Consider the following 25,374-nt stretch of genomic DNA (forward strand, 5'->3'; position numbering starts at 1 on the left):
ATTATGTTAATAATCTGAATTGAATGTCTTTTTGCTTTAACGACTCTATTAACTTGTCAGCTTGTTCCTTTCCTTGCGTTTCTAAACTTAGAGTCACTCCCGCTGAACCTGCATTGATGTCAGAACTTAATCTGTCATGTACTACTTCTACGATGTTTGCATTAGCTGCACTGATTTCATCAACTATTGTCTTAAATGCACCTGGTCTGTCAGGAAGCAATATTGATAATTTCAACAGTCTTCCCATTGCTGCTAGCCCTTTATCTACGATTTGACCTAAAAGATACATGTCGACATTACCTCCTGCTAAAATTGCAACAACTTTTTTTCCCGGCGATGGTTTTTTGGAAATTAGATAAGCTAAACTTGCCGCTCCTGCAGGTTCTACCACAAATTTCATTCTTTCCATTAGCAGAAACATTGCTTTTGTGATTTCACCATCATCGACTAATACAACATCATCAATCAAATCTTGTATTATGGAAAACGTCAATTGACCTGGCACTTTTACTGATATTCCATCTGCAATAGTTCTAGCTCCGCCACTTGCAGTAATTTTTCCTTCTTTCATTGATTCATACATGGATGGAAATGATCTGGATTGTACTCCGATAACTTTGACGTTTGGATTTTTTTCTTTAATTGCAATTAACGTTCCAGCAGCTAAGCCACCACCACCTATTGGAACATATACTTCTTCAACATCTGGCAAATCTTCCAAAATTTCTAGTCCTATCACTCCTTGGGCTGCAATGATTTGTGGATCGTCAAATGCATGTATCATCATAGATCCTGTGTTTTGAGCTATTTCTTTTGCCCTAGAAGAGGACTCGTCGTAATTTGTTCCTTCCAATATTACATTTGCACCATATCCTTTTGTCGCAGCAACTTTTGCCGGTGATGCATTTTTTGGCATAACTATGGTGCATGGTATTTTTTCAAGTGACGATGCAAAAGCGACCCCCTGTGCATGATTTCCTGCAGATGCAGCTACAACTCCCAATTTTTTTTCTTCATCGGATAATGATTTTATTTTATAATATGCACCACGAATTTTAAATGAACCTGTCTTCTGTTGAAATTCTGCTTTTAGGTAAACCTTTGAACCTGTAATGTTGCTAAATGTTGGAGAAAACAACAATGGCGTTTTTCTTATCTCTTGCCCTCTCATTGAATTTGCATTTGTTATTTCATCATATGTGGGATTCATTTGAAATTCTGTTTTTTTTCTGACATATTTGACTTCTTGCTTTTCAAAATTTCATTATTTGTCAATTTTTATGCGTAATTTTTGAGAAAATCCTAAATAGTTATTTTGAAATGTTCTGATTAGTCAAGGGATCGGTCTCCCCTCCGCAGAAAGTATTTCTGCATCCGGTCCCTTGTTCTTAACCTTCATGATAAATATAAAATCATATTTATTATTTTAATAAATTATGAATTTCATTAAATCGTTTTAAAATACTTTCTTTGACAGTGTCTGACATTTTTCTAGGATCAAACAATCCTTCTTTTGTTTTATTTTTTACATATTCTATGTCAAATGTACACAAACATCCTTCTTCACCAGTAACTAATCGAGTATCGTCAATCAAAACAGGAGTTATCTGATATGTTTCTACCAACAAGCTATCTAACTCATTAAATAATTTCAATTTTTTGTCAGATAATTTTTTAAAATCAACTTCTGCATCATTTTCAATTTCTTTGTATACTTTTTCCCTAAATTCATCGTTTTCATAAAATATTTCAAATAGTTTTTGATGATCAAAATCTTTGTATCCCATTTCCTTGAGTTTGTTAAAAACAAACTGATCGCTGTTATCTGCCATTTCTTGCTCTTTATTTTTTGTTAGATCTACAATTTCAGCAAGTTCTTTTTGACAATCAATTACTCTTTGATCAGGTTTGTAATACAATAAGACGTGAAATTGGATTGAAAGGTGTCCTGAAATTAAATAATTCCCTTCCCTGATTTCAAATTTGGTAAAAATTCGTCTGATGTCCTCATTATTTGATATGGAGACTTCTTGAATAGACCAATCTTTTAGATTATTTGTAAATTTTTTGAAAAAATTACTTACTGACATTGGATCAAATGTTTTCTGTGTCGTGACTGTTGCATCTCCCATCATCACTTTGGCTTCAATCATGTTTGTCAAATCTTTCATACGAGAAAGGAATTCTTGTTGGATTTCTTCATTTTTCTTGTTTAGGATTTGCATGAAGTCATTTGAAGATCTAGATCCTAATCTCACAAGAGTTAGCAAAATTTTATTGCCCTTAAACCTTAAGGAAGAAGATATCTTATATACAAATTTCAATCTATTTTTGTCGTGGTTGGAGAGAAATTCCTATGTATTCATTGTAATAACGAGATTTCTCAGTACTATGATGAGGGTTATAAAGGGAATAGAGGAAAATGTCCTATCTGTGGAGTAGATTTTCCATTGGAGTAAACATGACTGAAAACAATACCGTTGACGAAACTGAAAAAAAATCAGACCCCTCTACAACAAGTCCAAATGTTGTGGACATGCTTCTTAGCCAAAAAAAAGACAAGATTGTTGATTCTGAAACTATGATCTTAGAAACCCAAAAGAGAGTGTGGGGTGCCTTGAAAAAAGGATATGAGTATTTAGGAATTACAGATGAGTCTGACAAATTTCTTAGGAAAAATGTTTTTTCAAAAGTGGATATGGTTGTTTTGTATGTTGATTTAGTTGGCTCTACTACTATGACTCTAGAATTACCTGAAGAAAAACTGGCAATAATTATTAGTTCATTTTCTCAAGAAATGGCATCAGTAATTAATTTGCATAATGGATATGTTTTGAAATTTGTTGGTGATGCTGTGATTGGTTATTTTGTTGCAAAAGACAATCCTTTGATGGCTGCTGATAATGCAGTAACATGTGCAAAATCAATGCTAACTGTGATTCAAAAAGGAATCAATCCAATATTGAATCAATATGATTACCCAGATTTGATGGCAAAGATTGGTTTGGATTTTGGACAAAGTATTGTTGTAAGATATGGTTCTAATCCTGATGCATCACATGTGGATTTAATGGGTCCTGTAATGAACATTGCATCAAAAATACAATCTATGGCAAAAACAAATCAAATTTTAATTGGTGAGGATGTTTACAAAAAACTACATCCTTCAACACAAAAAAATTTCAAACAAGTTGTTTGGAAAAACAATGAATGGAAATACCGTTCAAGAATAACTGGTGAGATTTACAAAGTCTATGAATTTACAGGTTAAACTGTAAATTTGCCTGGACATTCTACATGTTCATAATGATGCTCAGTGAATTTTTCTTGCACAACATAAATCACAATTTTGTGCAATTCTTCATTCTCTATTGTCTTGTTACACCTTATACACATCTTGGATTTTTCTGCCATGCGTAACAGCGATCAAAATTAGGAATCTATAAGGATCTGCGATCAGCTGAATTTGAGCTAAAATGACTCAATGTTCACTATTTGTTATATCAAACGCCTAAAGACAAGGCAAAAATATAGCAAAATCTGTCAATTATTTGTGGAAGATTTAGCAATTAAGCAACTAATGGACCTTTATGGATTAAATCCAAACATCCCTCATCTTGCATTTCAATTTCCACGATTGCCTCCTGGGCTATCTCACCCGATGTTTAAGATTTATGAAAATCCATTAAAAGAAAAATTTGCACAAAACAATGAAACAATCACTAAAAAACTGCAAGGGTTTCAACAAATGTATCAACAACACGCTGCAGGACTCATGACAATGAACTCTGCTGGAATTGTACCTCCTGGACACCCGTTATACAGTACACAAAATACAGTTGAAACTCTAAAATCAGAAAATGATAAACTATTAAAAGAAAATTTGGAACTAAAAAAGAAATTAGACAAAACAAAAGAACATTAGTACAATTTTTAGCTAAAAATCTGTTTTCATAATTTGAGAATCCTTATTAATTTGCAATTCTTGCTTTTATTATGGTAAAAACACCTGCAGAGAAATGGAAAAACCAAATTATTCAATATAGAAAAAAATGTCAAAAGATCATTGACATATCAAAAAGTGTAAGATATGCAGGAGTTGTAAACAATTATGGGCGAACGTTAACTGGAATTGTTAGATCAAATGTAAAACCCTTGTTAAAATCTGAACAAGTAAAAAATGAATTTTTTATTATATCTACATTGATGACACTTCGTAAAGATTCTCTAAATGCGGTGGGGAAATTAGACTATGTTATACTTCAACATCAAAAAGTTACAATAGTTGTTTTCCAAAAAGATAATGTGACTTACTATGTTTCAATCGATAGAAAAGAAAAAGGCATAGACAAGATTATCTCATCTATTAAAAAGACAATCTAAGCTGGTGTAAATCCATGATATCCGCCAGTTTGTTGTTCTTTGTCTTCAAAGTTTGGTTCAAACAATGAAATCAAATAATCATCAGGATCTTGAACAATGGCATTTTTGCCAGCCTCTCTTTCTACTATGTCTCTGTAGATTTTAACTCCTTTTGATTTTAGTTCCTCAACGGCAGATTTGACATCACCAACAAGGAATCCTATCGATATTCCATTTTCGATAGAACTGCCAATATGCTGGGCAGTTAGTGATGCAGGATGTAAACTCAATAAAGCACCAGATGTTCCCAAATCTACCCATGAACGGCGTTGGTTCTTGATTGGAAGGCCAATGATTTCATGGTAAAACTTCAGGGATTTATCGATGTCTTTAACAGCCAAAATAACATTTCCGACTTTTTTGATGTTCACAAATTATCTCCTCCCAAGTATGTTAAATTCTTTGTTATTGAACCTCAACCATAGTTTCCGTTCTTTCAACACCGTTTATTTTCTGAATTTGGTTGGTGATTTCTTTAATTTTGGATAATTTGTCGACTTGAATAATTGCTACAGCATCAAATTGGCCGCTGGTAGGAAAAGAATCATAGACAGACTGTACTTTTCGCAGTCTGGCTGCGATTAGTTTTTTTGGAGATTTTACCAAAACTATGGCTCTTACCATCCTAGATTCACCTCAACTTCAATTAACGTCTCAGTTGTGACAATCTCTTTAATTTTTTTAAAATCAATTACCATGTTGTTTATTTCATCAATATTTCCTTGTAGTATAACGCTAATATCAGCTCTACCAGTGACTACCATCACATCTTTGACAATTTTTCGTTTCTTTTTAAGAATCTCTACAACTGTATCTACTTTACCTGGCTTTACAGTAATTAGACATAATGCACGCATGTATTGTATTGTATGTCCAAGTGGATAAAGATTACTTTAATCAAAAGCTTCCTGAGAACGGGCCTCTTCAAGGTATGCTCTTCTTTCTTCGTTTATTTTTTCTTGATCAACTGTAATGTCATCATCTACGATTACTATTCCCATGTCATCAATTGGTTCTTCTTTTGATTTTTTTGATTTGGATTTAGTTGCCTTTGATTTGGATTTTGCAGTTTTTGATTTGGATTTAGTTGCCTTTGATTTTTCTTTTGGTTTGGCAGTCTTTTTTTCAGTGGTTTTTTTCGTCTTTTTTGCTGCCTTTTTTTCAGCCATGAATGTCGAAAAACAAGAGGTAGCCTTGTTTTTAAGTATTATGCAGAATCGTTTTTTTAAAAAATTTGTTCAAAATTCTAACATTTTCGTAGATTAGTTAAATCCTCATAAAATTTTTGATCGATTAAACATCTTGAGTCTAATGATGATTTTTTTCGACTCGATAAAACAACAATGAAACGATGCCGGGGGCGGGATTTGAACGCGCGACAGCCCGGTCTTCAGCCGAGTGCTCTCCCAGGCTGAGCTACCCCGGCACTCAGAAATTTTGAATTTCATGAGGAAATAAAAGTTGTCTTTTCTACGATTTCCACAAAGTATCGGGATTGCCTTTGCTTTTGTTGACAGTTCTTGCCAAAACAAACAACAAGTCGGAAATCCTGTTTAGATATTTTAGGCAATTTTCATTTAGACTTTCACTTTGATTGACAATTACCGCATAAGATTCTGCTCTTCGGATTATAGCTCGAGTTAAATGAAGTTGAGATGCAACAATATCTCCTCCTGGCAAAATGAAGTTTTTCAAAGGTTCTAACTGAGTTTCAAGAGTGTCAATAATTTGTTCTAAATTGGCAACCATCTGCGATGTTACTCTGTTTTTTGAATCATCTGTGTTAGGGTTTGACAGATCTGCACCAACTACAAACAATTCATTTTGCAATGACGTTAGAATTCTTTTGGTTGCTTCATTTGGATTATGACTTAATGCAAGTCCAAGAGAAGCATTTGCCTCATCTACTGCACCATATGCAAAAATTCTAGGGTCTGATTTTAAAACTCTGACATCTCCCTGAAGGCCAGTGGTACCATCATCACCAGTTTTGGTATAAATTTTCATTGAAATTTTATAATTTTTTGATCTATTATGTTATTCGAATTCCTTAATACTTAGAATGCTTTGAACTTATTGTGGCTGAAGCAAAATGTCCGTACTGCGATTCAATATTTGAAAACAATAATGACCTATCAAAACACATAGACAAAATTCATCATGGTTCTGGTTTATTAGAAGGCGATACCAGAAAATATTAGAACTTGCTCTTAGATTTTTTTAATATTGTTTGCAATCTTAAAAAAGTTCCCAGACAGGGATGGATTGACAAATTAGGACTTAAAAAGCCAGAATCTGTTTCTGACCATACTTTTTCTATGACGATGATGGGATTAATTTTTTCTGAAATTAAAAAACTTGATTCACAAAAAGTTTTGAAGATGTGTTTAATTCATGATTTGGCTGAGTCAATTACGGGTGATTTAACTCCTGAACAAATTTCCAAAGATGAAAAAAGAGTTTTAGAAAAAAATACAATGGAGCAAATTTTGAACAAACTTCCAGAAAATATTAAAACTCAGTTTTTAGATTCATGGAATGAATTCTTGGAAAGAAATACCCCTGAGGCAAAACTAGTTCACGAAATTGATAAATTAGAAATGGTACTGCAGGCAAAGATTTACGAAAAGTCAAACGGGGTTGATGTAACATCCTTTTTAGAATCTTCAGAAAAAGAAATCAAATACCTTGAACTAAAAGAATTATTTAGAAAAATAACAGAGCAATAGTATGTCTGAAAAAAATAAAGATGAGTTAATTGAAGCACAAAATCAAGTAATAGGTATTCTTTTTGAAGTAATTAAGAGATTTCAGGCAAACAACACACTTGATGATGAATATTTTCAGATTATTTCTTTGGATGAAAAGTCAAAAGAACAAGAAAAAAGAATTAAAGAAATTCAACATGAGAGAAGTGAAAATGGCAAAATTATAAGCAGACTGCTATCTCAACTGGAGATTTAATTCCCACAACTACAAGAATCCCCTTCTTCAGAAATGATCTTTAGTTTTGCTGTTTGATCAAATTTATCTTGGACGTAATGGGACAAATTTACGATTCTCAGACGTGACGCTTTATTTGTCCATGTTCCCTCATTTTCAAACCATGACTCAATGTCATCGACATCATATCTTTCACCTGTTTTCAAAATGTCTTTAAAAATAGATTTTATTTCTCGTATTTCTTCTTCTTTTAGATTGTTCTTATCCTCTACCATTGTGGTGATTTCATTTAATTTGATTATGACGTTGTTTGTAAGAGGCATGTTCTGATTTTATTTTAAAAGATATAACAATCTTTTGAGATTGTTTTTATAACAATCATTATCACATTTGATCGTGCAATATTTTCAAGCATTAAAGTTAGGTCAAAAAAGAGTAGCACAAGCCCGTGAATATCTTAATGAATTAACAAATGGTAAGGCAATGCCTGCATTAGCATTGTCTGACAACAAATCCAACATATGGAATCCTGTTGGTGAGGAAAATCTTTATGCATTTGTTGATGAATCTGCAGGGTTTGTTCTTACTGATAACAGTGGATATATTCTGGCACTTGTAGACAATAAAGGATTCTCAAAGACCATAGTTCAAGGAGTGACAAAAGAGCAAAAAGATATTTTGGAAAAAAAATTCAAAGAAGATAATATTCCTGAATTCAAAGGAAAAGTCACTCTTCCCGTATGAAAAAATTTACAAATTTTGTGCCTAAATTTACCCCCAAACATTTTTGAATGAATGAATAGGTTTGAAATTGTTGAAAAAGCATTCTCAAGAAGTAGAAGTTAATGGTCATCTTATTGATTCAATGATACTCACCAAGATATTTGACAAAATAATGAATCAGGGGGGAGAGTTTGAGATTTTGGAGTTAGATGTTGGAAAAAAGAAAAAGGATACTAGCCATGCAAGATTACTTGTTTCAGGAAAAAACGCCAAACATCTGGAAGAGATACTAGATGACATTCACAGAGAAGGAGCAACTCCTAAAAATGAAAAACAAGTCAAATTAAAAAAAGCAATTAAAGATATGGTATTACCAGATAATTTTTACAGCACAACAAACAACGATACATGGATATTTCACAACAACAAGTGGGTTCCAGTAGAAAATCAAATGATGGACAAATGTATCGTTGTGAAGAACAATAAAGCATATTGTGTGCCAATAAGAGATGTAAAGAAAAATGATCTAGTGGTAGTTGATGAAATTGGCGTAAAGGTTCAAGCTCCTGAAAGACCTCGAGATAAAGCAAACATCTTTGCATTTATGGGTAGCAGCAGTTCAAGTGAAAGACCAACACAACATATTGCAAAAAAAGTAGCTCAAGATATTTTGCAAACAAAAAAGAACGGAGGAAAAATTGTCATTGTCGGAGGACCTGCAATTGTACACACTGGTGCTGCTAATGCAGTTGCTGACTTGATAAGACGTGGGTATATTGATGGAGTTTTGGCAGGAAATGCTTTGGCAGTACATGATATTGAATATGCCACACTTGGAACATCGCTTGGCATGTATGTTCATGATGCAACATTGGCAAAAAGAGGTCACAGGAATCACATGGATACAATTAATGCAGTGTTTAAGGCTGGCTCTATCCCAAAAATGGTAAAAAGCGGGAAACTCAAGAGTGGGATTTTCTATGAATGTGTAAAGAACAATGTCCCATTTGTTTTGGCAGCATCCATTAGAGATGATGGTCCACTTCCAGATGTGATTACTGATATTGCACAAGCTCAAAGAGAATACAAAAAAATTCTAAAGGATGCAAGTATGGTGATAATGATTTCCACCATGCTTCACTCTATTGCAACAGGAAACATGCTTCCTGCAGGAGTCAAGGTGATTGTTGTCGATATCAACCAACCAACAGTTACAAAACTTATGGATAGAGGCACTTGGCAAGCATTAGGAATTGTATCTGATGTGGGAGCATTCTTGCCGCTTGTTGCCCAAGAAGTAAAAAAACTTCGATAATTATGGGGTCAGTCTTGGATGCATAATATGTAATCCATCTTCACTTAGTTCGATTGGATGTATTTGATCACTGTGTCTAACACCACGAAGTTTTGTTACTTGAAGGGATCTTTCCATAGTGTCTTGTTTTCGTGAATGACGTAATTGTATAACTCCAGATGATACAAACCACTCAGGTGGAATTTTGTTGTCTTCTACAATCTCTGATAGTAAAATTGATGTCACGCCATAATTTTCTAGTGCTTGAACTAATCCTTGAAGTCCTTGTCTGGTATAAAATTCATCATCATATTGCATCTCTAAAATTGTGATAGAGTCAATCACAATCCTCTTAGCCTCTATTCGTTTAATGCTGCTGAGAATCAGCTTTGTGAGATGCTCAAAAGGCATCTGTTCTCCTCTGTACAGGGAATCATCCTTGCCTATAGATTCCTCTGAAATTTTAAATGGTCTTGCATCTATCATCAAAATTTTATCTTTAGATACCAAATCATCAAAATCCCATCCGTACATCTTACAGTCGTTTTTTATCTCATTGATATTTTGAGACAATGTAATGTATACGCCAGGCTCATCAAAGTCCTTTGCACCTTTGTATAGAAATTGCAATCCTAATGTGGTTTTGCCTGAACCTGGAGGACCGGACACAACTATTGAACGTCCCTGTTTTAACCCTCCTGAAATTATAGAGTCTAACCCGGGAATTCCTGTTTTGACCTTTGTATAGGTGGTACTCATATAGAAAATCTATGCTGATTTTTGTATATAAAGAGGAAGACTAGTTGAATTCTAACAGGTATGAGTTTAGGAAAATTATAAATGAATATTTTTTGAGGTTGACCACTGTGATTCAAACAACAATTTCATCGAATACACTAATGCTGGAGAATCAGTCCACATTGCAAAGGGCTCGTCTGAATTGTTTGCATTCTTTGTAAAGAAGAGTAACTCTGAATTGTCTTTTAAAATGAAACAAAGATTATTTTGAATTTCTTTACTGAGGGATTTTATGTTCTTTCTTTCAATATCATCAAAGATGTAAAGTGTTTTTGAAGTGCAAGAACTCAATATTCTGAATTGTTGTTTTGATTTTATGAATTGCTCTAGGAAATCTCCATGATATAATTTTAGAAAATCTTTCTCAGAGCCTAAAATCAAAAACTCTTCTTTGAAATTATCCGTCATTTCTGTAATCTTTGAATGAATTTGATTTGCACCCTGAAGCATTTGAAATTTGTCTTCTGTCGATTCTTCAACTGAATCAAAATCTGGAATGTTTTTCCATAATTCTGACAAGTCTTTTTCCATCATTTCGAGTCCTTTTACTCTTTCTTTTTCAGAATTGACTAGAATCCATATTGCTTTGTCAAGAGGCAATGCCTTGAATTGGATTGGATGCTGAAATGTTGCAGTGACTACTCCTTTGTTTTGTAATGCAGACAGTAAATGGTATGTTTCGGTTCTTGGAAGTTTTAATGCCTTGCATACTTCTGGAGCCGTCTTTGAGCCATACTTTCCAAGGTAAATGAACACCTTGCTTTGGTTTGATGTTAAACCGTATTTTGATAATTCTGATTGTAATTTTTCAACAGACATTTTGTACTCGTACATCTGGGTGTCTGGTGCCGGGTCAAATATTGAAATTTGATTAGTTTCTTTTACCATGTTTTTTCAGGATCCTCCGTTAGAAAACACTAGATTATATCGATAGTTAGCTAACATTTGTTGATATGATCGATCGTTTTGATTGCTTTTTTTGTTATTGAAAGTATTTGTATATTTAAATAAATTATTCAATTTTTCTCAGTTATTCTCCATTTTCACCAAATTTTCATTATTTTCAGGTTTTGCACTATAGATCGTTTGAAATGAGAATTTCTTGCGAGTCTGGGCGTTTTTGGAAAATGCAATTTCTAAAGGTCCCGAGTTTTTCAGATATACAATACACCCCATATCTTCTTTGAGACCTTTTTCAATAACCATGTCAAGGGTCTTTTTTGTTTTCTCCATGGACTCAAGCTCAGATTTTAGTTCATCAATTCCCTTAAAGTATAGTTCTAGTTCTCCATTTAGCCCCAAACCATTGTAAATGAAGATGCCATCAAGATCATACCATTGAGAATTTTTCTTTTTCTTTGAGGGTTTCTTTTTTTTCTCAGAATCCGATGAGCTTTCTAGTTTTTCTTTTAATTCTAAAAATTCAGGATCATCTTTGCTAGAGTCATTATTCATTCTAATTTTTTCACCAAGAATGTTGGAATACTCTTGAATATCTTCTTCAAGTAACTTTATTTTGTTGTTGATATGGCTCTGTAACTCATTTACAGAATTAAATCGCATTACTAGATTTGAATTCATTGAGGAACACCATCAGGATTCTCAGGTGTTGTGGTGGCCCCGTTTCTAAGATTACTCAATTGGCTCAATTGTTTTGTAGCAGAACGCAAGAAGGTAATTTTTTCAGTAAGATATGCTTTTTCAGATGTGATCAATTGTAGTATTTGTGGAATCACATATTGAATTATCTGTGTTAAGGTATCTGGTGAATAATCGCTGATTTTTTTAATTTCTGTTTTTCCATTTGCTAAACGTATTACCATGTCTAGATTTGGGAGAAGAGTAATTTGTGAATCTTCTGGCAGATGAAATATGCCTGGATGAATGGTTACTGAAAAAGACAAAAACTCTGTGATGATTTTTAGTGAATTATACAAATCATCAATTGTGTTTGCTTTTTGATTCTCTAATTCATAAATTTGTAGGGATTCTGAAATCAAATTATTTAATTGATCAAGTGTGGAAGATACATTTGGTACTCCCTCTTTGGGTGTACTTTCAGTAGATTGCATAGGTATTCTGGCTCCTGAAAATTACATTAAAAGTAGTCTGTTACAAAATGTTACATACATCTATGTGCATGGGTCACAGACATCAACTACGCCTACATAGAATGTTCTAAACACACTGGCTCCTTGACTGTCATATCCCACAATTGACACATACATACGATAATTGCTATTTGTGGGCATATCCCCTGATGGATTTGGAGATAATCCTGGTTCTGTGTTTGGATATCCGAATGTCAGCACTCCTTTATCATCTACTGACATAAAATTCCCGTCTTCATTGGAATTCATGGTCGTACTGTTAAATTTTTCTAGCAATCCTGCATATGACATAGATTTATCCAATTCCTCAAAAATTACACGTGTACCTGAAAACAACATAAACATCCCATTTGGCCCTGCATTAGAGATGGTAAACACCAAAGGATTTTTAGAATCCCACTGGAAGTAAGAAGGGAAAGGATTGTTTGGTGTAGGAAGCACAAGTTTTGAGCCAATGTTATCGGTATACCCGTTATCATCCGTGTTCATTGTCCAATCTAAAAATGAATTACCTGAGATATTCTCAATTTCAACATATAATCTTGAATCTGATGTAAAATGAAATGAGCCTAATGAATCAGTACTATTTGTTAGTAAATTGCTATGAGTGAAATCATTCCACCCTAATGGAACATTGGAAGTATCTTGAAATGGAATGTCTATAATTTCGGTATGTATGGTGTCTAAAATATTTCCACTGTCATCTGCCCGATAAATCTCATAGCTTATTCGGTGAGCTGCTGTTCCATAATTTGCATCATGAAGATCCGATGCTTGAGATGATGTTATTCCGTAATTATTCCAATGCATTAATTGGCTCAGTTCGCCTGTAAAATAATTGGTTCCTGAAGGATCTCGTCCAATGTTTGTATCTGCAGACGTAATGTCTATAATGTCTTTTCCTGTTCCACTGTTACCTGTTTGGAAATCAGTATCGACTTGACTTCCATCAACATACAAAATGCAACTATGTGCCGTGTCTCTTACTGCTACAAAGGAATGCCACTTATCATCTGCATAGGATAATGGTGATGTGCATGTGGTTGGCGCAGCAGAATCATCATCAGCTACAAATGAAAACTCTACTTTTCCATTATTGATTGATATGTCATAAAATTCTTCAAAACCTGCAACATCTTGCTCAACACGATAAATGGTAAGCTTGCCTGAAGATGTGCTTGTCTTAAACCACCCAGCAGTAGAATCATCAGTAGCACTAATGTCTGAAAATGCATCATCATATGAAATAACAAAATAATCATCTCCGTCAAATATCGCTGTATCAGTTCCGTTCTGACCAACACCATTACCAGTTCCCGGAGTGCCTGCTTGTGTTAGATCAATATTATTTCGTGAATCCAATAATGGATCAGCAGAATCAAAAAAGTATACCAAATCAGGAAGGTTTGCAGATAATGAAGACGGAACAAGATCACTTGACATAACCAATGTTAAATCCCATGTTCCCTGAGGTACATCTACTTGGGTGGCCCCATCATTTTTTGAATAATATCTTAAAGGCGAATCAGCAGGCATAGTACGAGTATCTCCTGACAATTCCGGCAATCCAGAATAGGTCTGAAAACTAGTGCCATTTCCACCAGGAGAAGGAGCAGGGACCCCTGTAGTTTCACCGTGAAATGCTAGCGTGTCATCGGTAGTTTTACAACAGGTCAAACCTTCAGACTCAAGTGCGGTTTCACTCTGTGATGCAAATGAAGGGTTTTCGATTTTTACAGTGACTGAATCAAGCAAATTTGCAGGAATTGGGTTGTTGTTGATGTAAGCATTACATGGTGCAGTATCCCCCCCTGTTCCAGTAGCAACATATACCCACCTAAATGTCGCAACATCTCCTCGTTCCAATGTTTCGACTGTGTTGGGGACAGGATATGTCAAACCAGATTCAGATTCAAGAGTAATATCTGGATCACATACTATTGATGGTGATATTTCTGTTAAGATGCTATCAGATGTTTGATTATTGATAATTTCCAATGTTAAAGTGGTTGAAAATCCAGGAGCTATGATTTTTGGCTCGGCGTGAAGTTTTGCATATAACTTTGAGGTCATGGTTGAGCTTACTGAGAAAGGTAATGCGTTTCCTCTGTCGGTAATTAATTTAAAATCATACGCTTCAGTATCTAAAGCAATCAACCCAATATCTTGTCCTATGTTAGATTTTTTGCCGCCGGGGCTAACGGATTTATTGATGTCAAATTTCTGAGGAACCCAACTAGAATCGGTTGTATTTTCAACCCACAAACGTGCAATTGTGACTGGGACGTTTCCTGTGTTTTGTATTGTAAAGTTAAATTTTCCACCATCTATTCTTACCTGAGTTAAATCAAATTTTTCATTTGCTCTGTTTGTTTGTTCTATCTCATTTGTTGCAATTGTTTGTGCAAAATTATCTACAGTATCCATGCTGTATGTGATATATGCAATTGATGTAGCAGCTGCAATTACAAAAAATACAGCACCTACAATTGTACTAAGAGCTCTTCTATTTCTCATGGGGTAGTCACCTGTGTAGAAATTATCGAGCCTCGCTCTGTCGTGATTACTGCAGTAAATGATGAATACGGAGTATGATCAAAGACATTGTCACTTGTTTGATAAGAATATGATTCTGAGGGACTTAGCTGACCATCACTGATTGTTTCTTCATGAAGGGTCTGCTGTGTATCTGGATTTCTAAATTCTACATCGACAATGTTTAATGAATTTGTTCCAATGTTTGTTATTGTCATGTTTGTAAATTTGGGACTGCTACTAAACCAAACATATTCTAAAATCACAGATTCTTTTAATTTGTTAATATTATTTTGAAATGAAGTATTAAGATTTGCTTGTCTTTCAGTGAGATTAGATTGTGACCAACTTACAAGTCCTGTACCCATCAATGCAACAGCTGAAAGCAGAATTGCTGCAGTTACAATATTGCTTAATCCTCTCCTTTTACAAAGCATAATTAAAAACTCCAAAATTAGGTATTATCGGTCTGTATGTCTGCCAAGATTACTTACACTGTAGATTCCAAAGGTTCACTTGAGCTATTCTTTTGATTCATTTGTGTTGAAATTGTTTCTAATTTTTTACGTAGTTCTTCAGAGGGGTTCTTGCTATATTCATCAGATGTTTTTGCATATAGTTCTTGTAATTCTTCTATTGTCTGTCCTTCTTTTTCAGTAGTTTCATCGGATGTAGATTCTGTAATTGGGGGTTCCCCAGATACGGTTTCTTTTGACGATTCTGGAATTTCTATAGTTTCAGGTTCTGTTTCCGTTTCTGCTTCTACATTGTTACTGTTTTGAGGAATTGTTTCATCACCTAATGTCAATATTTGATATGGAGGACAAGGAACATTTGCACTTTTTGAAAGCATAAAAAATGAAGGAAACAGTTCATGATAGATTAATGGTAGAATTTTTGGTATGTCGTTTTCATTTTTGTCTAAAATAGCGTCTCTTTCCTCTGGTTTTCCAAAAACCCTGATCGTTCCATCTACTGCAATTCGTACATTTTTTGGTTGTGAAAGAATAGTGAAAGTGTATTTAAAACCAGAATGGTTTTCTGTATTTTCAAATTCATCAATATTTGCTTGTATGTCATATTTTTCAAAGGATTCCATGACTGGATTTGCTTTACTTATCGATAAAGAATTGATATCTACCTTTGATTTCATGAAAAAACACGAGTAAATTGTCATTAAACAATACGTATGTAATACTTTGATACACATGCTAGCATTAAGAAGGATAAAATGTACATTATTCTATGAATGATGCTTCTGGAAGGCAGGGGGAACAGTCAAAGATCAGCTCTAAGAACATGAATCTTTCTGTTACGGTTTCAAAATTAAAAAGAGATGAACACAAACTAGCAAAATTATATGATTTCAAAAAATATCTGGATCCCTCAAAATTCTCATTTCCTGAAAAAATGATGGAGATGGTGCCAAAAGGAACACCGCCTTATCTTGACAACGGAGAGCACTATGTAGAACGAATTGCAAGAGCATTGGCATATTTCAAACAATGTGCCTTAATCGGTCCAAGTGGGACTGGGAAAACACACATTGTATATCTTGTATCCGAATTATCCGGTCTTCCGTTATGGGAAATTAACTGTGGTTTGCAAACATCTGTCTTTGACTTGTTTGGAAGATATGTGGGACTGGGAAAAGAAAATTGGATTGATGGTTTGATTACTAGTTGGGTAAGACATGGTGGCATATTGTATTTGGATGAGGCAAACATGATGAAACAAGATATTGCAACAAAACTCAATCCAATTTTAGATACTAGAGGACACATGGTATTAACAGAAAAAGACAACGAGTTAATTCATAGACATAAAAATGCATTTTTAATAATTAGTATGAACCCATTTTCGTCAGAATTTGCAGGTACTAAACCAATTAACGCTGCAATGAGAAGAAGAATGAGCGTATGGTTGAATTTTGACTACATGAGTGTAGGGGACAAAGTTGATCAAAAAGAAATTGAAATGGTTGCGGAAAGAGGAAACATTTCATTAAATGACGCAGAAATAATTACAAAGATCGGTGCCAAGCTAAGACAAGAATACAAAACAGGTGATTTACCTTATGGTCCATCAATTGGTGATCTGGTTAACTGGGGAAAAATTGTTTCAGACGGTGCAAACATCTTAGAAGCAGGAATAGAAACAATAGTTTCAATGACAAGTGATGATCTGGAAATTCAAGATGAAGTAATAAAGATCATCAAGAAGTTTGTTGGCGAGAAGTGATGAAAGATACTCTTGCTGATGTTTCTCACGAATTATTTTTTGATCTCTCTGGAAAAAACCCTTCTGAAATTGACATATTTTTTGAAGAATCCATAGACTATCCTAAAATCTCAAAAACACCAAGAATTACAATCACTATTCCATTGCCAAGAGAATATGGAGGAAAATATCATTTGCTTGGATATGAATTTGCAGAATATGAAACCAATCATGAGTCAATATGGACATTATATGCGGGGATTTTAGTTAAATTTGCAGCATATGTTCATAATATAGAATATTTAGATTTGGAGGATTGGAAGAAAAATAAAACTTCTAAATTATGTGAAAAAGTAATTCAATTCATAGGAAATACACTTGCTGAAAATCATCTTCAAATGAACTATCCTGAATATAAAATCGAATTAGACAATATAGAAAACAAAATTGCTGAAATAAATTTTGATTCAAATTCTAAGCAAATTGAAACAAGGAAAAAATTTGCATCTCAATTTGCAGTAAATAAGACATCCATTCAAGAATTAAAAACAAAAATAATACAAGATAAAGAATCTAAAGCAAAAATAATTGAATATGCTGATTTTCTGTACAGACATCAAGACTATCTAAAAGATACGGTTTTTCCATTTTATGATGAAAAAGAACTTTCATTTAAAAATAAAAACAAGACTATTTTCATAAAACCAAAATCAGAATTTAAAAAATTAGTCGATTCGTTTGATGAAATGTGGATTGACGAAAAAATCAAAAAAGCAAGAATAACAAAAAAATATGATAAAATTACCAAGGATCTTAATTTTGACAAAATTGGTTTTGCCGATGAAAATATTGGAGAATATCTTAGATTAAAAAATGAAAGTAGCATGTTTCTCAAAAAATTGAGAACTCAATTAAAAATGGTTGCAAATATTGTTGATGATCCAAATGCTGAAGATTTAGGATTAGTAGAAATGCAAAAAGCAATTCAGGCAATGGCAAGTCAAAATGACAGCATACAGATTTTTGAGCAAGATGTTGCACGAAAAACAGATGAAAATTGGGCCATAATTTTAGATACTAGTGCAAGTATGAAACTAAAATTTGAGGATTTGAAAAAATTTGCATTGTGCCTTTCTGAGACTGCTGATGAAATGAATTCAAGAGGAGGTCAATGGGGATTGTTTTCATTTAACAATGAATTTTTGATTGTCAAAGACCACTCTGAAAAATACACTCAAATGGCCAAAGCCCGAATTGGAGGAATCAAAAACAAAGGCTTATCGTTTATTCCAGATGCCATAACCTTAGGTGCCAGAATCATGCAAGACGACCCTACTGATAAAAAATTCATTTTTGTCATTACCGATGGACAGACATTAGGCCAAGATCAGGATGAAAAGGCATTTCAAGACGCAATAAAACAGGCCCGAAACATGGGAATTAACGTTATAGGCATAGGACTGCCTGAAAAAATCTCAAAATACTTTACTTTGAACATTCCACACGGAGATCTCAAGAAAACTGTGGCTAAATTCATTGATGCCTATATCGAGGTAGCACAGTCCTCGATGTAATTTTCAATCAATTTAGGCACGAATCATGAAGATTTTCATAACATAAGATAATTTGACCCGTAATTTCTAAAAAATACATACACCTTTAGATATTCTTCCTATTGCCATAGAATTCAAATGACAAAACTAGGCAACAAGCCAAACAAAAGAGCAATCAGTACTGTATTGACAACCATCATCATCTTGGTGGCATCTGTCGTATTGGGTTCAGGCGTTGTTTTGTACGGTACCAGTCTTTTCCAAGGCGGTACTCAGACAGAAGCAATGACTGTATCTGGAACTCAGATGTGGGTACATGCAACTGATTCAAATGGTTTAGCTTGGGGTGCTGCAAAAGTTAGAAACACTGGAGACAAGGTTATTTCAGTAGACAAAATCCAAGTTAGAGGTTCCGATGTACCTTTTGGAAACTGGTATCCTGACACAGCCCTAACTGCTTCTGAATTCCAGCAATCACTGCCACATCCAGGATGGTCTGGAGTTGCAGGTGGATTGACTGCTGATGGAGCATGTGGTGGCGGTGAAACAGTGAATATTGACTTGGCAGGAGTAGGTGATGTATGCGCAAATGCTGCAACAGGTCCAGTATCATTAAGTACAGGACAATCAGCAATCATATACTTCAAACTATCAAATGGCACATTATCTACACTTGACTCAGGTATCAATACCAGCGTGAATATATTTGCTGGAAACGCAGGAGCACCACAAAGCGTAGCCGTGAAAGGACAATCCTAGGTAGGGGGTATTTTTTTAATCTACCAAAAATCTATTTTTGAGGTAAATGAAAGATGGGGAAAAAGAAAAACGAGCAGGGTTTGGAAACTTTTCTAAAAAGTGAATTTTTAGATCAATATCAAAACAAAACACCTTCAGGATACAAAGTAGTGGAAAAGTATCCGTTATTAGCTCCTTTTAGCTATGTTAACATTTTGGAAGACAAAGAAACAGCAGGGTATCTGTATCAAGTAGATGAAGTAAAACTAAATAATTCCGAGCAAATGATTTTTGAGAAATTATATTCCTTAATTGAAGATTCTCTAGACTCACCTGAAAATATCACTAAAGACTTGGGCTTTACATCATTTCTCAACAAAACATTAAAAGAAAATGAAAAAATGTTTCAAGAATATCCCTTAGCAAGTATTGAAAAGGTAAAGTACTATCTAGAACGAGATATCGCAGGTTTTGGCTTAATTGATTCACTAATGCATGACCCAAACATAGAAGATGTGAGTTGTAGTGGAATCGACACCCCGATTTACGTTTGGCATAGAAAATATGATAGCATGCCCACAAACATCCAATTTGAGGATGAAAGATTAAACAATTTTGTATCTAGGATTGTCTTTAGAGCAGGAAAGCATATCAGCTCAGCATTTCCGATTTCAGATTTAGCCTTGGAGGGAAATCACAGAATTTCAGTATTGTATCAAAAAGAAGTAACACCAAAAGGCACTAGTTTCACAATAAGAAAATTCAGAGAGGACCCATATACGGTAGTTGATTTGATCAATTTTGGAACATTAGACATCAATATTGCTGCATATCTATGGATGCTAGTTGAATCAAAGATGTCAATTATTGTAATTGGTTCTACAGGTAGCGGAAAAACAACCATACTTAATGCAATTACAGGATTGATAAATCCAGATTACAAAATATTTTCAGTTGAAGATGTTGCAGAAATTAACATCAATCATGAAAACTGGTTTAGTTTAATCTCAAGAACAGGGTTTGGTGCAAGTGGTGAAGGGGAAATTGGACTATATGATTTGATCAAATCAGGGGTAAGACACAGACCAGATTATATCGCAGTAGGAGAAATCAGAGGTTCAGAAGCCTATGTGATGTTTCAAGCAATGGCTACAGGCCATGGCGGATTATGTACCATGCACGCAGACAGTTTGGAATCTGCTTCAAAAAGATTACAGCAAAAACCAATGGATATCCCCCCTGCATATCTGTCCTTGATGAACTGTGCCATAGTAATCAGGAGAGTTAAAAACAACGTTACAGGACAGAGCAGCAGAAAAGCCGTAACAGTTCAGGAAATCATCAGTGCAGATTCTTTTAACGATGTTTTTAATTGGAATCCAAAAACAGATGAATTTGATTCAAAGATTGAACAAAGTAAAATGTTGTACAAAATTTCTGAGCAAACAGGACAAGACATGGAAGAGATTATCAACGAATTTGAGAAAAGAAAAAAACTCCTCAGACATCTAACTGAACGTGGAATCCGAAGTTATAAGAAAGTCTCAGAATATGTGGGGATGTACTATCGTGATTCTGACGCTCTACTAGCGAAAATGGAATACGGGGTATAATTTCATGTCATTGTTAAAAGCAATGGGAAAAAACGGAAAACCTCAGAAGGAAGATCAAACAATATTATTTGAGTTGCCATATTTTATCACAATAGTAACTCTTCTTGCAACAAGTGGTTTTGGACCGTACACGATTTTTCAAAAAATGCGCGAAATCAAACTACTGCCAAAAATTAGCCTAGAGTCTGAGAAAATCATCAAAAGAATAGACATCCTAGGCATGGATCCACTAACAGTAATGATGCAAATCAAAGAAAAAACAACTTCAAAATCATTTGGCGAATTTCTTAACGGCTATGTGTCATCAATCCAAGGAGGGGGAGATGTTGTAAATTATTTGAAAAGCAAAATGAATAGTGCATTTGACGCATATGCAAATACACAGAAAGAATCTGTAGAAAAAGTAAAAGCTCTCATAGAGGCATTTATGACAATGCAAATTGTTGTTTTGGCAGTATACATAATCATTACTGCTACTAGTTCAACGGGAGTGGAACAGTCTTCTGAAGGACTAGACCCATTCTTTATGATCATAGTTTTACCACCAGTAGTCTCAGCATTTTTCATGTTTGTATCAAGCAAGTTAAACAAATCAAAAATGTCTGAACTTGATTGGAAAAAGATTGCAATGATAGGAATTCCGGGCGTTGCTATTGCAGGACTACTTTACTCTATGGATATTTTACCAGATTATGATGCATATATTTTAGGAATTGCGTTAATTGTAGCATCAATATTGCCTGCAATAAAATTCTCAAAAGCATATTCGTTGTCCTTAGATTCAGAAAATGCAACACCTCAAATTCTTAGAGATATTGCAGAGGCAAGAAAAGCAGGTTTGGGTCCAGAAAAATGTGTTGTGAGAGCATGTAAAAGAAAAGATTTTGGATTTTTCAACAACATTGCAAATTCCATTGCAAACAAGTTAGAATGGGGAGTGTCGTTAAACAACATTTACAAATCAATTCAAAAAGAAATCAAAGACTTTCAGATATTGATCAGTTTCAAAATTCTTTTTGAAATAATTGCAGCAGGTGGAGGCAATGTTCACACGTTAGAATCACTTGCAGGAATTGCAGAAAAAATACAAAATATTGAAAAATCAAAACGAGAGATGTTAAAACCATATGTAATGATAGGGTTCATGCTGATTGGAATTACTGGATTTACAACTTTGATGGTTATTGATTCACTTACAAGCATCAGTGTACAATCAGAGATAGAAGAATACAAAAAAGAGCAATTAGAATTGGAATCAAAATCAAGATTTGAACTAATGTCATTTTCAATTATTGCACAGGCATGGTTAGCAGGGCTATTTCTTGGAAAAGTAACTACGGGTAATTATTCAGGAGGATTCAAACTTTCAATCTTTTTGATAATAATTACGTTAATTGCAATATTTGTCATTAGTCAGGGATTATTTGACGTAGGAGCGTTTTTCTGATTATTAGTATGTCTCATAATGTTTCACACTGCTGAATATATCAAAAAATACCATATTTTTGACAGATGAAGAGTATTTTCTTATTTTTAATAATATTGGGAAGTTTTTTCACAATTCCTGTACAGGGACAACAGGTATTTGAGCTAGGATATCAGCAACATCCAGGAAAATTATTAGAAAATACCGAAGGAATTCTTCAGATCTATGTAAAATCAAACGAATACATGATTCCAAAAGAGATTTCAAATTTGCAAGTAACGAGCTCTGATAGAAAAATCATTGAGGTGTTAGGCGTTGAAAAAATGTCTGATGGTTTTACCACCAATGTTAAACTGAGTGCAAAAAATTCTGGAACTGCAGATATTTCTGTTGCAGCACCGGGATTTACATCTCAAGAAATTCCAATTACTGTCTATACAAGCAACAACAATCCTACTCATTTACTATTAAAAGCAACCCCTAATGACTTTGCAGTAGATGGGCCAAAGTACGGGTATTTGGCAGTAGAAGTAGTCACAAGTGGGGATTTACCAACAAAGACAAACAAAGATCTAGAAATTGAATTAACATCTCCAAACTCCGATATCATAATTTTAGAAGAAGAAAAAATCACTATAGACTCTGGAAATTATTTTGCTATTACCAAATTTAAAATAAAAGATTCGGGAGATGCAATGGTTTTTGCAAAAACAGAAGGAATGAAACCAGTTAGTGCACAAATTCATGTTAGAGAAGCCAAAGAACCATTGACGCTTAAACTATACACATACCCTGAAAATTATTTAACAGGAACAAATAACAAAGGTTTTGCAATTATACAGTTAGAAGATGGTGAAGGAATCCCAGTAAAAGCAACCGAAGATATTCCAATTAAAATTGCTGTAGAAAATCCAGATGCAAGAATTAACACAAGTAATGATTTTGAAGAAATAATTTTCAAACAAAAAGAATTAATGATAAAACAAGGAGAATACTCAACATACACAAGCTTTACCCCGAGACCCGATTTTTCAGATATCATTGAAAGTTATGTAGAAGATCCAGAAGCATCAGGCAGTGTAGTAAAGTCACTGTCGATTGGAATATCTGCTGAAAACTATCATGTCAAGGATGGTTCAATCAACATAGTTCATGATGAATATGTTAGTGAAACAACAGGTAAAGGACCGGTAGTGGTAAAGTCCATTCCATTCCTAGTTACGGGAGATCGAGAAATTTTAGGAGTAGCGTATCTTGAAACAGATGTAGAAGTTTCTAAAAAAAGACCTGATGAGACCAGATACAAAGAAACAGTTACCATTCCAGTCATGGCAGATGAAACTTTCAAAATGTATGCAGATTCATCAGATTTGAAGACAGCAAGTATAATTGATCCAGAATTCAATGTAGGCGATAATGCCGCCTTGGTATTTGGTAACACAGGAACCGTAATTCCAGAAACTAAATCAATGGATTTTACATTTGAGGATGGTGAGGGAATTAAGAAATTTACAGGCAATCCCACAGGACCAATAGAAGATGATCTGACCATAAAATCTGAAAGTTTAATTCCTGAAATTTTAGCAGGAGAAGAATTTTTTATAATTTCATACATGTGGGAAGAGGAAGAGGAAGACGAGGATGCAGCTACAACTGAAGATGAAGATGAAGAGGAAAATGGGAGAGAAGGTCCAACCCATTTTATTTCAAACACAGTAATTACATTTTCGGCAGACAACATAATAGAAATCGAACCACAGGTAGTGAAACAAAATGATGCATATGCAATACTCAACGCCAATGCACTAAAAGTCGGAGACACATCAGTTACAGGTACTGCAGGTAAATTTGAAACAGGATTAGATCTATCAAGTAAAACTACAGATCCAACTTCTATCTCAATGGCATACGTTAAAACAATTTTTCCAGGTACAACTAGTTTTGCAACAATTCAACTATTAGATTCAGCTGACAACCCAGTACATGTAAAAGAAGACGTTCACATAAAATTAGTATACGACGGAATAGATTCAATTGAAATTCCGGAAAACATTACAATTAAAGAAGGAGAATATTTTGAAACATTTGAGATAAGTGGACTAAAGGATGGAAAAATAAACATATCTGCACTATCAGAAGACTTTCCTTTGGCAAAATTTGAAATCAACGTATCATCACTTCACCCAAATCTAGTTTTAACATCTCCTGACGCCGTAAACCCAGGCGATGTAATTGATGCAGAGATGAAAATTTCATTTGAAGACGAACAATTACCATTATCTGATTACAATGTAATATGGGAAGTAGAAGGAGCAGAAATCAGACAACAAGATGAGATTACAAATTCAGACGGAATAGCAAAGATCAAAGCAGTTGCAACAAGTCAGGATACAGTAAAAATCACTGCAAAAATTTCTGGACAGGGATTTTTTGAATCATCAGTATCAAAACCCACATCAGTGATTCAACCACAAGTATCTCCAGAGGGACAAGTTGTTGAGGAAGAGAAAAAAGAATTAGCATTACCCATAACTGGAGAAAATGCAGTATTTGTGATAATACCTGTTGCTATTGGAGCTGCAATATTCTTTTTAAAGAAAACTAATAGGCTAGATGAAATTCTAGAGAGAGTAAATCTATCTGATAAAGTAGAAGAGATCAAAGAGAAAGTATCAGAATTAAGAGACAGATAGCCTATTGATGGAGAGTTTTGATAAATGTGTTGCAAAGTCATTTTGTGTTTTCCTATGTCTGCTGAGCATATACATCGAAGCAAATCCTTCAAAGAAAACTGCAGTTGCTTCAATTACAGAAATTTCAATCATATTCACAGACATGAAGATCACAAAAGACACAATTACTGCAAGAACAATAGCATAATAAGATGCATATTTTTCATGTGTGGGATCATGCAAAGATTTCAGAAATTGCACAAAATAAACAGTAGAAATTATTATAAAAATTTTGAAAGGTATGTGACATAGTGTTAAAAAACAAT

The 25,374-nt window shown here is 34.2% G+C and carries 30 protein-coding genes and 1 tRNA gene; 14 read left to right on the forward strand and 17 right to left on the reverse strand.

Features of this window, described 5'->3' with window-relative positions; translation table 11 throughout:
• Window position 1: 1 nt before the first annotated feature.
• Together ilvA and NsoK4_RS04115 are read right to left on the reverse strand one after the other, a co-directional pair.
• Window positions 2-1,210 carry a threonine ammonia-lyase gene (ilvA, locus tag NsoK4_RS04110; RefSeq protein ID WP_211688422.1) on the reverse strand — a complete coding sequence of 403 codons (1,209 nt, stop codon included), beginning with the start codon at window positions 1,208-1,210 and terminating at the stop codon, window positions 2-4.
• A gap of 211 nt (window positions 1,211-1,421) precedes the next feature.
• Entirely contained in the window at window positions 1,422-2,258 is an 837-nt protein-coding gene (locus tag NsoK4_RS04115; RefSeq protein WP_211688425.1) for a hypothetical protein, read from the reverse strand.
• Between the two features lie 203 nt (window positions 2,259-2,461).
• Between NsoK4_RS04115 and NsoK4_RS04120 the strand changes: the two genes are divergently transcribed.
• The 3 genes from NsoK4_RS04120 (at window position 2,462) to NsoK4_RS04130 (ending at window position 4,383) form a co-directional block, all read left to right on the forward strand.
• Complete coding sequence (locus tag NsoK4_RS04120; protein ID WP_211688427.1) at window positions 2,462-3,271, forward strand: adenylate/guanylate cyclase domain-containing protein; 810 nt, start codon at window positions 2,462-2,464, stop codon at window positions 3,269-3,271.
• A 282-nt stretch (window positions 3,272-3,553) separates the two neighbouring features.
• Window positions 3,554-3,925 carry a hypothetical protein gene (locus NsoK4_RS04125; RefSeq protein ID WP_211688429.1) on the forward strand — a complete coding sequence of 124 codons (372 nt, stop codon included), beginning with the start codon at window positions 3,554-3,556 and terminating at the stop codon, window positions 3,923-3,925.
• Window positions 3,926-3,996: 71 nt separating this feature from the next.
• Window positions 3,997-4,383: a hypothetical protein gene (locus NsoK4_RS04130; RefSeq protein WP_211688431.1), complete on the forward strand. Its 387-nt coding sequence runs from the start codon at window positions 3,997-3,999 to the stop codon at window positions 4,381-4,383.
• Here the strand turns inward: NsoK4_RS04130 and NsoK4_RS04135 are convergent.
• The 6 genes from NsoK4_RS04135 to NsoK4_RS04160 form a co-directional block, all read right to left on the reverse strand.
• Window positions 4,380-4,793 carry a VOC family protein gene (locus tag NsoK4_RS04135; RefSeq protein WP_211688433.1) on the reverse strand — a complete coding sequence of 138 codons (414 nt, stop codon included), beginning with the start codon at window positions 4,791-4,793 and terminating at the stop codon, window positions 4,380-4,382. The two genes, NsoK4_RS04130 and NsoK4_RS04135, sit on opposite strands and share 4 nt — an antisense overlap.
• A 34-nt stretch (window positions 4,794-4,827) precedes the next feature.
• Complete coding sequence (locus NsoK4_RS04140; protein WP_211688435.1) at window positions 4,828-5,046, reverse strand: Lrp/AsnC ligand binding domain-containing protein; 219 nt, start codon at window positions 5,044-5,046, stop codon at window positions 4,828-4,830.
• Window positions 5,040-5,279: a hypothetical protein gene (locus NsoK4_RS04145; RefSeq protein ID WP_211688437.1), complete on the reverse strand. Its 240-nt coding sequence runs from the start codon at window positions 5,277-5,279 to the stop codon at window positions 5,040-5,042. Before NsoK4_RS04145 ends, NsoK4_RS04140 begins: the two co-directional genes overlap by 7 nt.
• Before the next feature lie 36 nt (window positions 5,280-5,315).
• Window positions 5,316-5,591, reverse strand: a complete 276-nt coding sequence (locus NsoK4_RS04150) for a hypothetical protein (RefSeq protein WP_211688439.1) — start codon at window positions 5,589-5,591, stop codon at window positions 5,316-5,318.
• A gap of 183 nt (window positions 5,592-5,774) precedes the next feature.
• Window positions 5,775-5,848, reverse strand: a tRNA-Phe gene (locus tag NsoK4_RS04155).
• Between the two features lie 44 nt (window positions 5,849-5,892).
• Window positions 5,893-6,429 (reverse strand): cob(I)yrinic acid a,c-diamide adenosyltransferase, encoded by a 537-nt coding sequence (locus NsoK4_RS04160; RefSeq protein ID WP_211688441.1) that lies wholly within the window; start codon window positions 6,427-6,429, stop codon window positions 5,893-5,895.
• Between the two features lie 71 nt (window positions 6,430-6,500).
• Here NsoK4_RS04160 and NsoK4_RS10110 point away from each other — a divergent pair, with 71 nt between their 5' ends.
• The 3 genes from NsoK4_RS10110 to NsoK4_RS04170 are packed head-to-tail and all read left to right on the forward strand — an operon-like array spanning window position 6,501 to window position 7,386.
• Window positions 6,501-6,623, forward strand: a complete 123-nt coding sequence (locus NsoK4_RS10110) for a hypothetical protein (RefSeq protein ID WP_256438685.1) — start codon at window positions 6,501-6,503, stop codon at window positions 6,621-6,623.
• A gap of 3 nt (window positions 6,624-6,626) precedes the next feature.
• The gene (locus NsoK4_RS04165; protein WP_211688443.1) at window positions 6,627-7,151 is read left to right on the forward strand and encodes an HD domain-containing protein; all 525 of its coding nucleotides are present in this window, start codon (window positions 6,627-6,629) and stop codon (window positions 7,149-7,151) included.
• A 1-nt stretch (window position 7,152) separates the two neighbouring features.
• The gene (locus tag NsoK4_RS04170; protein ID WP_211688445.1) at window positions 7,153-7,386 is read left to right on the forward strand and encodes a hydrolase; all 234 of its coding nucleotides are present in this window, start codon (window positions 7,153-7,155) and stop codon (window positions 7,384-7,386) included.
• Here NsoK4_RS04170 and NsoK4_RS04175 read toward each other — a convergent pair.
• Window positions 7,383-7,688 carry a hypothetical protein gene (locus tag NsoK4_RS04175; protein WP_211688447.1) on the reverse strand — a complete coding sequence of 102 codons (306 nt, stop codon included), beginning with the start codon at window positions 7,686-7,688 and terminating at the stop codon, window positions 7,383-7,385. The genes NsoK4_RS04170 and NsoK4_RS04175 overlap by 4 nt on opposite strands.
• A gap of 73 nt (window positions 7,689-7,761) precedes the next feature.
• Here NsoK4_RS04175 and NsoK4_RS04180 point away from each other — a divergent pair, with 73 nt between their 5' ends.
• Both NsoK4_RS04180 and NsoK4_RS04185 read left to right on the forward strand, forming a co-directional pair.
• Window positions 7,762-8,109 (forward strand): hypothetical protein, encoded by a 348-nt coding sequence (locus tag NsoK4_RS04180; RefSeq protein WP_211688449.1) that lies wholly within the window; start codon window positions 7,762-7,764, stop codon window positions 8,107-8,109.
• A 70-nt stretch (window positions 8,110-8,179) separates the two neighbouring features.
• Window positions 8,180-9,403: a TIGR00300 family protein gene (locus NsoK4_RS04185; protein ID WP_211688451.1), complete on the forward strand. Its 1,224-nt coding sequence runs from the start codon at window positions 8,180-8,182 to the stop codon at window positions 9,401-9,403.
• Here the strand turns inward: NsoK4_RS04185 and NsoK4_RS04190 are convergent, their stop codons facing one another.
• The 7 genes from NsoK4_RS04190 to NsoK4_RS04220 form a co-directional block, all read right to left on the reverse strand.
• The gene (locus tag NsoK4_RS04190) at window positions 9,404-10,141 is read right to left on the reverse strand and encodes an ATPase domain-containing protein (RefSeq protein ID WP_211688453.1); all 738 of its coding nucleotides are present in this window, start codon (window positions 10,139-10,141) and stop codon (window positions 9,404-9,406) included.
• A gap of 75 nt (window positions 10,142-10,216) precedes the next feature.
• Window positions 10,217-11,068, reverse strand: coding sequence for a TrmB family transcriptional regulator (locus tag NsoK4_RS04195; RefSeq protein WP_211688455.1), 852 nt, complete (start codon window positions 11,066-11,068; stop codon window positions 10,217-10,219).
• A 138-nt stretch (window positions 11,069-11,206) separates the two neighbouring features.
• Window positions 11,207-11,761, reverse strand: a complete 555-nt coding sequence (locus NsoK4_RS04200; protein ID WP_211688457.1) for a hypothetical protein — start codon at window positions 11,759-11,761, stop codon at window positions 11,207-11,209.
• On the reverse strand, window positions 11,758-12,252 hold the full coding sequence (locus NsoK4_RS04205; protein ID WP_211688459.1) for a hypothetical protein: 495 nt from the start codon (window positions 12,250-12,252) through the stop codon (window positions 11,758-11,760). Before NsoK4_RS04205 ends, NsoK4_RS04200 begins: the two co-directional genes overlap by 4 nt.
• Window positions 12,253-12,312: 60 nt before the next feature.
• On the reverse strand, window positions 12,313-14,808 hold the full coding sequence (locus tag NsoK4_RS04210; RefSeq protein ID WP_211688461.1) for a LamG-like jellyroll fold domain-containing protein: 2,496 nt from the start codon (window positions 14,806-14,808) through the stop codon (window positions 12,313-12,315).
• A complete protein-coding gene (locus tag NsoK4_RS04215; protein WP_211688463.1) occupies window positions 14,805-15,263 on the reverse strand; it encodes a hypothetical protein in 459 nt (152 codons plus the stop codon). Before NsoK4_RS04215 ends, NsoK4_RS04210 begins: the two co-directional genes overlap by 4 nt.
• Window positions 15,264-15,316: 53 nt before the next feature.
• Window positions 15,317-15,979, reverse strand: coding sequence for a hypothetical protein (locus NsoK4_RS04220; protein ID WP_211688465.1), 663 nt, complete (start codon window positions 15,977-15,979; stop codon window positions 15,317-15,319).
• Window positions 15,980-16,071: 92 nt separating this feature from the next.
• Between NsoK4_RS04220 and NsoK4_RS04225 the strand changes: the two genes are divergently transcribed.
• From NsoK4_RS04225 to NsoK4_RS04250, 6 genes are all read left to right on the forward strand, one after another.
• On the forward strand, window positions 16,072-17,067 hold the full coding sequence (locus NsoK4_RS04225) for an AAA family ATPase (RefSeq protein WP_211688467.1): 996 nt from the start codon (window positions 16,072-16,074) through the stop codon (window positions 17,065-17,067).
• On the forward strand, window positions 17,067-18,620 hold the full coding sequence (locus NsoK4_RS04230; protein ID WP_211688469.1) for a vWA domain-containing protein: 1,554 nt from the start codon (window positions 17,067-17,069) through the stop codon (window positions 18,618-18,620). The genes NsoK4_RS04225 and NsoK4_RS04230 overlap by 1 nt, the downstream gene beginning before the upstream one ends.
• 117 nt (window positions 18,621-18,737) lie before the next feature.
• On the forward strand, window positions 18,738-19,358 hold the full coding sequence (locus tag NsoK4_RS04235; protein ID WP_211688471.1) for a hypothetical protein: 621 nt from the start codon (window positions 18,738-18,740) through the stop codon (window positions 19,356-19,358).
• Window positions 19,359-19,411: 53 nt separating this feature from the next.
• Window positions 19,412-20,950, forward strand: coding sequence for a type II/IV secretion system ATPase subunit (locus NsoK4_RS04240; protein ID WP_211688473.1), 1,539 nt, complete (start codon window positions 19,412-19,414; stop codon window positions 20,948-20,950).
• A 4-nt stretch (window positions 20,951-20,954) separates the two neighbouring features.
• A complete protein-coding gene (locus tag NsoK4_RS04245; protein ID WP_211688476.1) occupies window positions 20,955-22,397 on the forward strand; it encodes a type II secretion system F family protein in 1,443 nt (480 codons plus the stop codon).
• Between the two features lie 95 nt (window positions 22,398-22,492).
• Entirely contained in the window at window positions 22,493-25,069 is a 2,577-nt protein-coding gene (locus NsoK4_RS04250; protein WP_211688478.1) for an Ig-like domain-containing protein, read from the forward strand.
• Here the strand turns inward: NsoK4_RS04250 and NsoK4_RS04255 are convergent.
• A complete protein-coding gene (locus NsoK4_RS04255) occupies window positions 25,055-25,309 on the reverse strand; it encodes a hypothetical protein (protein WP_211688480.1) in 255 nt (84 codons plus the stop codon). The two genes, NsoK4_RS04250 and NsoK4_RS04255, sit on opposite strands and share 15 nt — an antisense overlap.
• Window positions 25,310-25,374 lie beyond the last annotated feature (65 nt).

It is taken from the genome of Nitrosopumilus sp. K4 (genome assembly GCF_018128925.1).
In the GTDB taxonomy this organism is placed as follows: domain Archaea; phylum Thermoproteota; class Nitrososphaeria; order Nitrososphaerales; family Nitrosopumilaceae; genus HKST03.

Coding starts and splice junctions, on each gene's coding strand:
- NsoK4_RS04120 (WP_211688427.1), top strand. CDS start 2,462: ATGACTGAAAACAATACCGTTGACGAAACTGAAAAAAAATCAGACCCC.
- NsoK4_RS04190 (WP_211688453.1), bottom strand. CDS start 10,141: ATGAGTACCACCTATACAAAGGTCAAAACAGGAATTCCCGGGTTAGAC.
- NsoK4_RS04160 (WP_211688441.1), bottom strand. CDS start 6,429: ATGAAAATTTATACCAAAACTGGTGATGATGGTACCACTGGCCTTCAG.
- NsoK4_RS04130 (WP_211688431.1), top strand. CDS start 3,997: ATGGTAAAAACACCTGCAGAGAAATGGAAAAACCAAATTATTCAATAT.
- ilvA (WP_211688422.1), bottom strand. CDS start 1,210: ATGAATCCCACATATGATGAAATAACAAATGCAAATTCAATGAGAGGG.
- NsoK4_RS04215 (WP_211688463.1), bottom strand. CDS start 15,263: ATGCTTTGTAAAAGGAGAGGATTAAGCAATATTGTAACTGCAGCAATT.
- NsoK4_RS04150 (WP_211688439.1), bottom strand. CDS start 5,591: ATGGCTGAAAAAAAGGCAGCAAAAAAGACGAAAAAAACCACTGAAAAA.
- NsoK4_RS04230 (WP_211688469.1), top strand. CDS start 17,067: ATGAAAGATACTCTTGCTGATGTTTCTCACGAATTATTTTTTGATCTC.
- NsoK4_RS04175 (WP_211688447.1), bottom strand. CDS start 7,688: ATGCCTCTTACAAACAACGTCATAATCAAATTAAATGAAATCACCACA.
- NsoK4_RS04225 (WP_211688467.1), top strand. CDS start 16,072: ATGAATGATGCTTCTGGAAGGCAGGGGGAACAGTCAAAGATCAGCTCT.
- NsoK4_RS04240 (WP_211688473.1), top strand. CDS start 19,412: ATGGGGAAAAAGAAAAACGAGCAGGGTTTGGAAACTTTTCTAAAAAGT.
- NsoK4_RS04205 (WP_211688459.1), bottom strand. CDS start 12,252: ATGCAATCTACTGAAAGTACACCCAAAGAGGGAGTACCAAATGTATCT.
- NsoK4_RS04145 (WP_211688437.1), bottom strand. CDS start 5,279: ATGCGTGCATTATGTCTAATTACTGTAAAGCCAGGTAAAGTAGATACA.
- NsoK4_RS04195 (WP_211688455.1), bottom strand. CDS start 11,068: ATGGTAAAAGAAACTAATCAAATTTCAATATTTGACCCGGCACCAGAC.
- NsoK4_RS04140 (WP_211688435.1), bottom strand. CDS start 5,046: ATGGTAAGAGCCATAGTTTTGGTAAAATCTCCAAAAAAACTAATCGCA.
- NsoK4_RS04200 (WP_211688457.1), bottom strand. CDS start 11,761: ATGAATTCAAATCTAGTAATGCGATTTAATTCTGTAAATGAGTTACAG.
- NsoK4_RS04220 (WP_211688465.1), bottom strand. CDS start 15,979: ATGAAATCAAAGGTAGATATCAATTCTTTATCGATAAGTAAAGCAAAT.
- NsoK4_RS04170 (WP_211688445.1), top strand. CDS start 7,153: ATGTCTGAAAAAAATAAAGATGAGTTAATTGAAGCACAAAATCAAGTA.
- NsoK4_RS04210 (WP_211688461.1), bottom strand. CDS start 14,808: ATGAGAAATAGAAGAGCTCTTAGTACAATTGTAGGTGCTGTATTTTTT.
- NsoK4_RS04245 (WP_211688476.1), top strand. CDS start 20,955: ATGTCATTGTTAAAAGCAATGGGAAAAAACGGAAAACCTCAGAAGGAA.
- NsoK4_RS04235 (WP_211688471.1), top strand. CDS start 18,738: ATGACAAAACTAGGCAACAAGCCAAACAAAAGAGCAATCAGTACTGTA.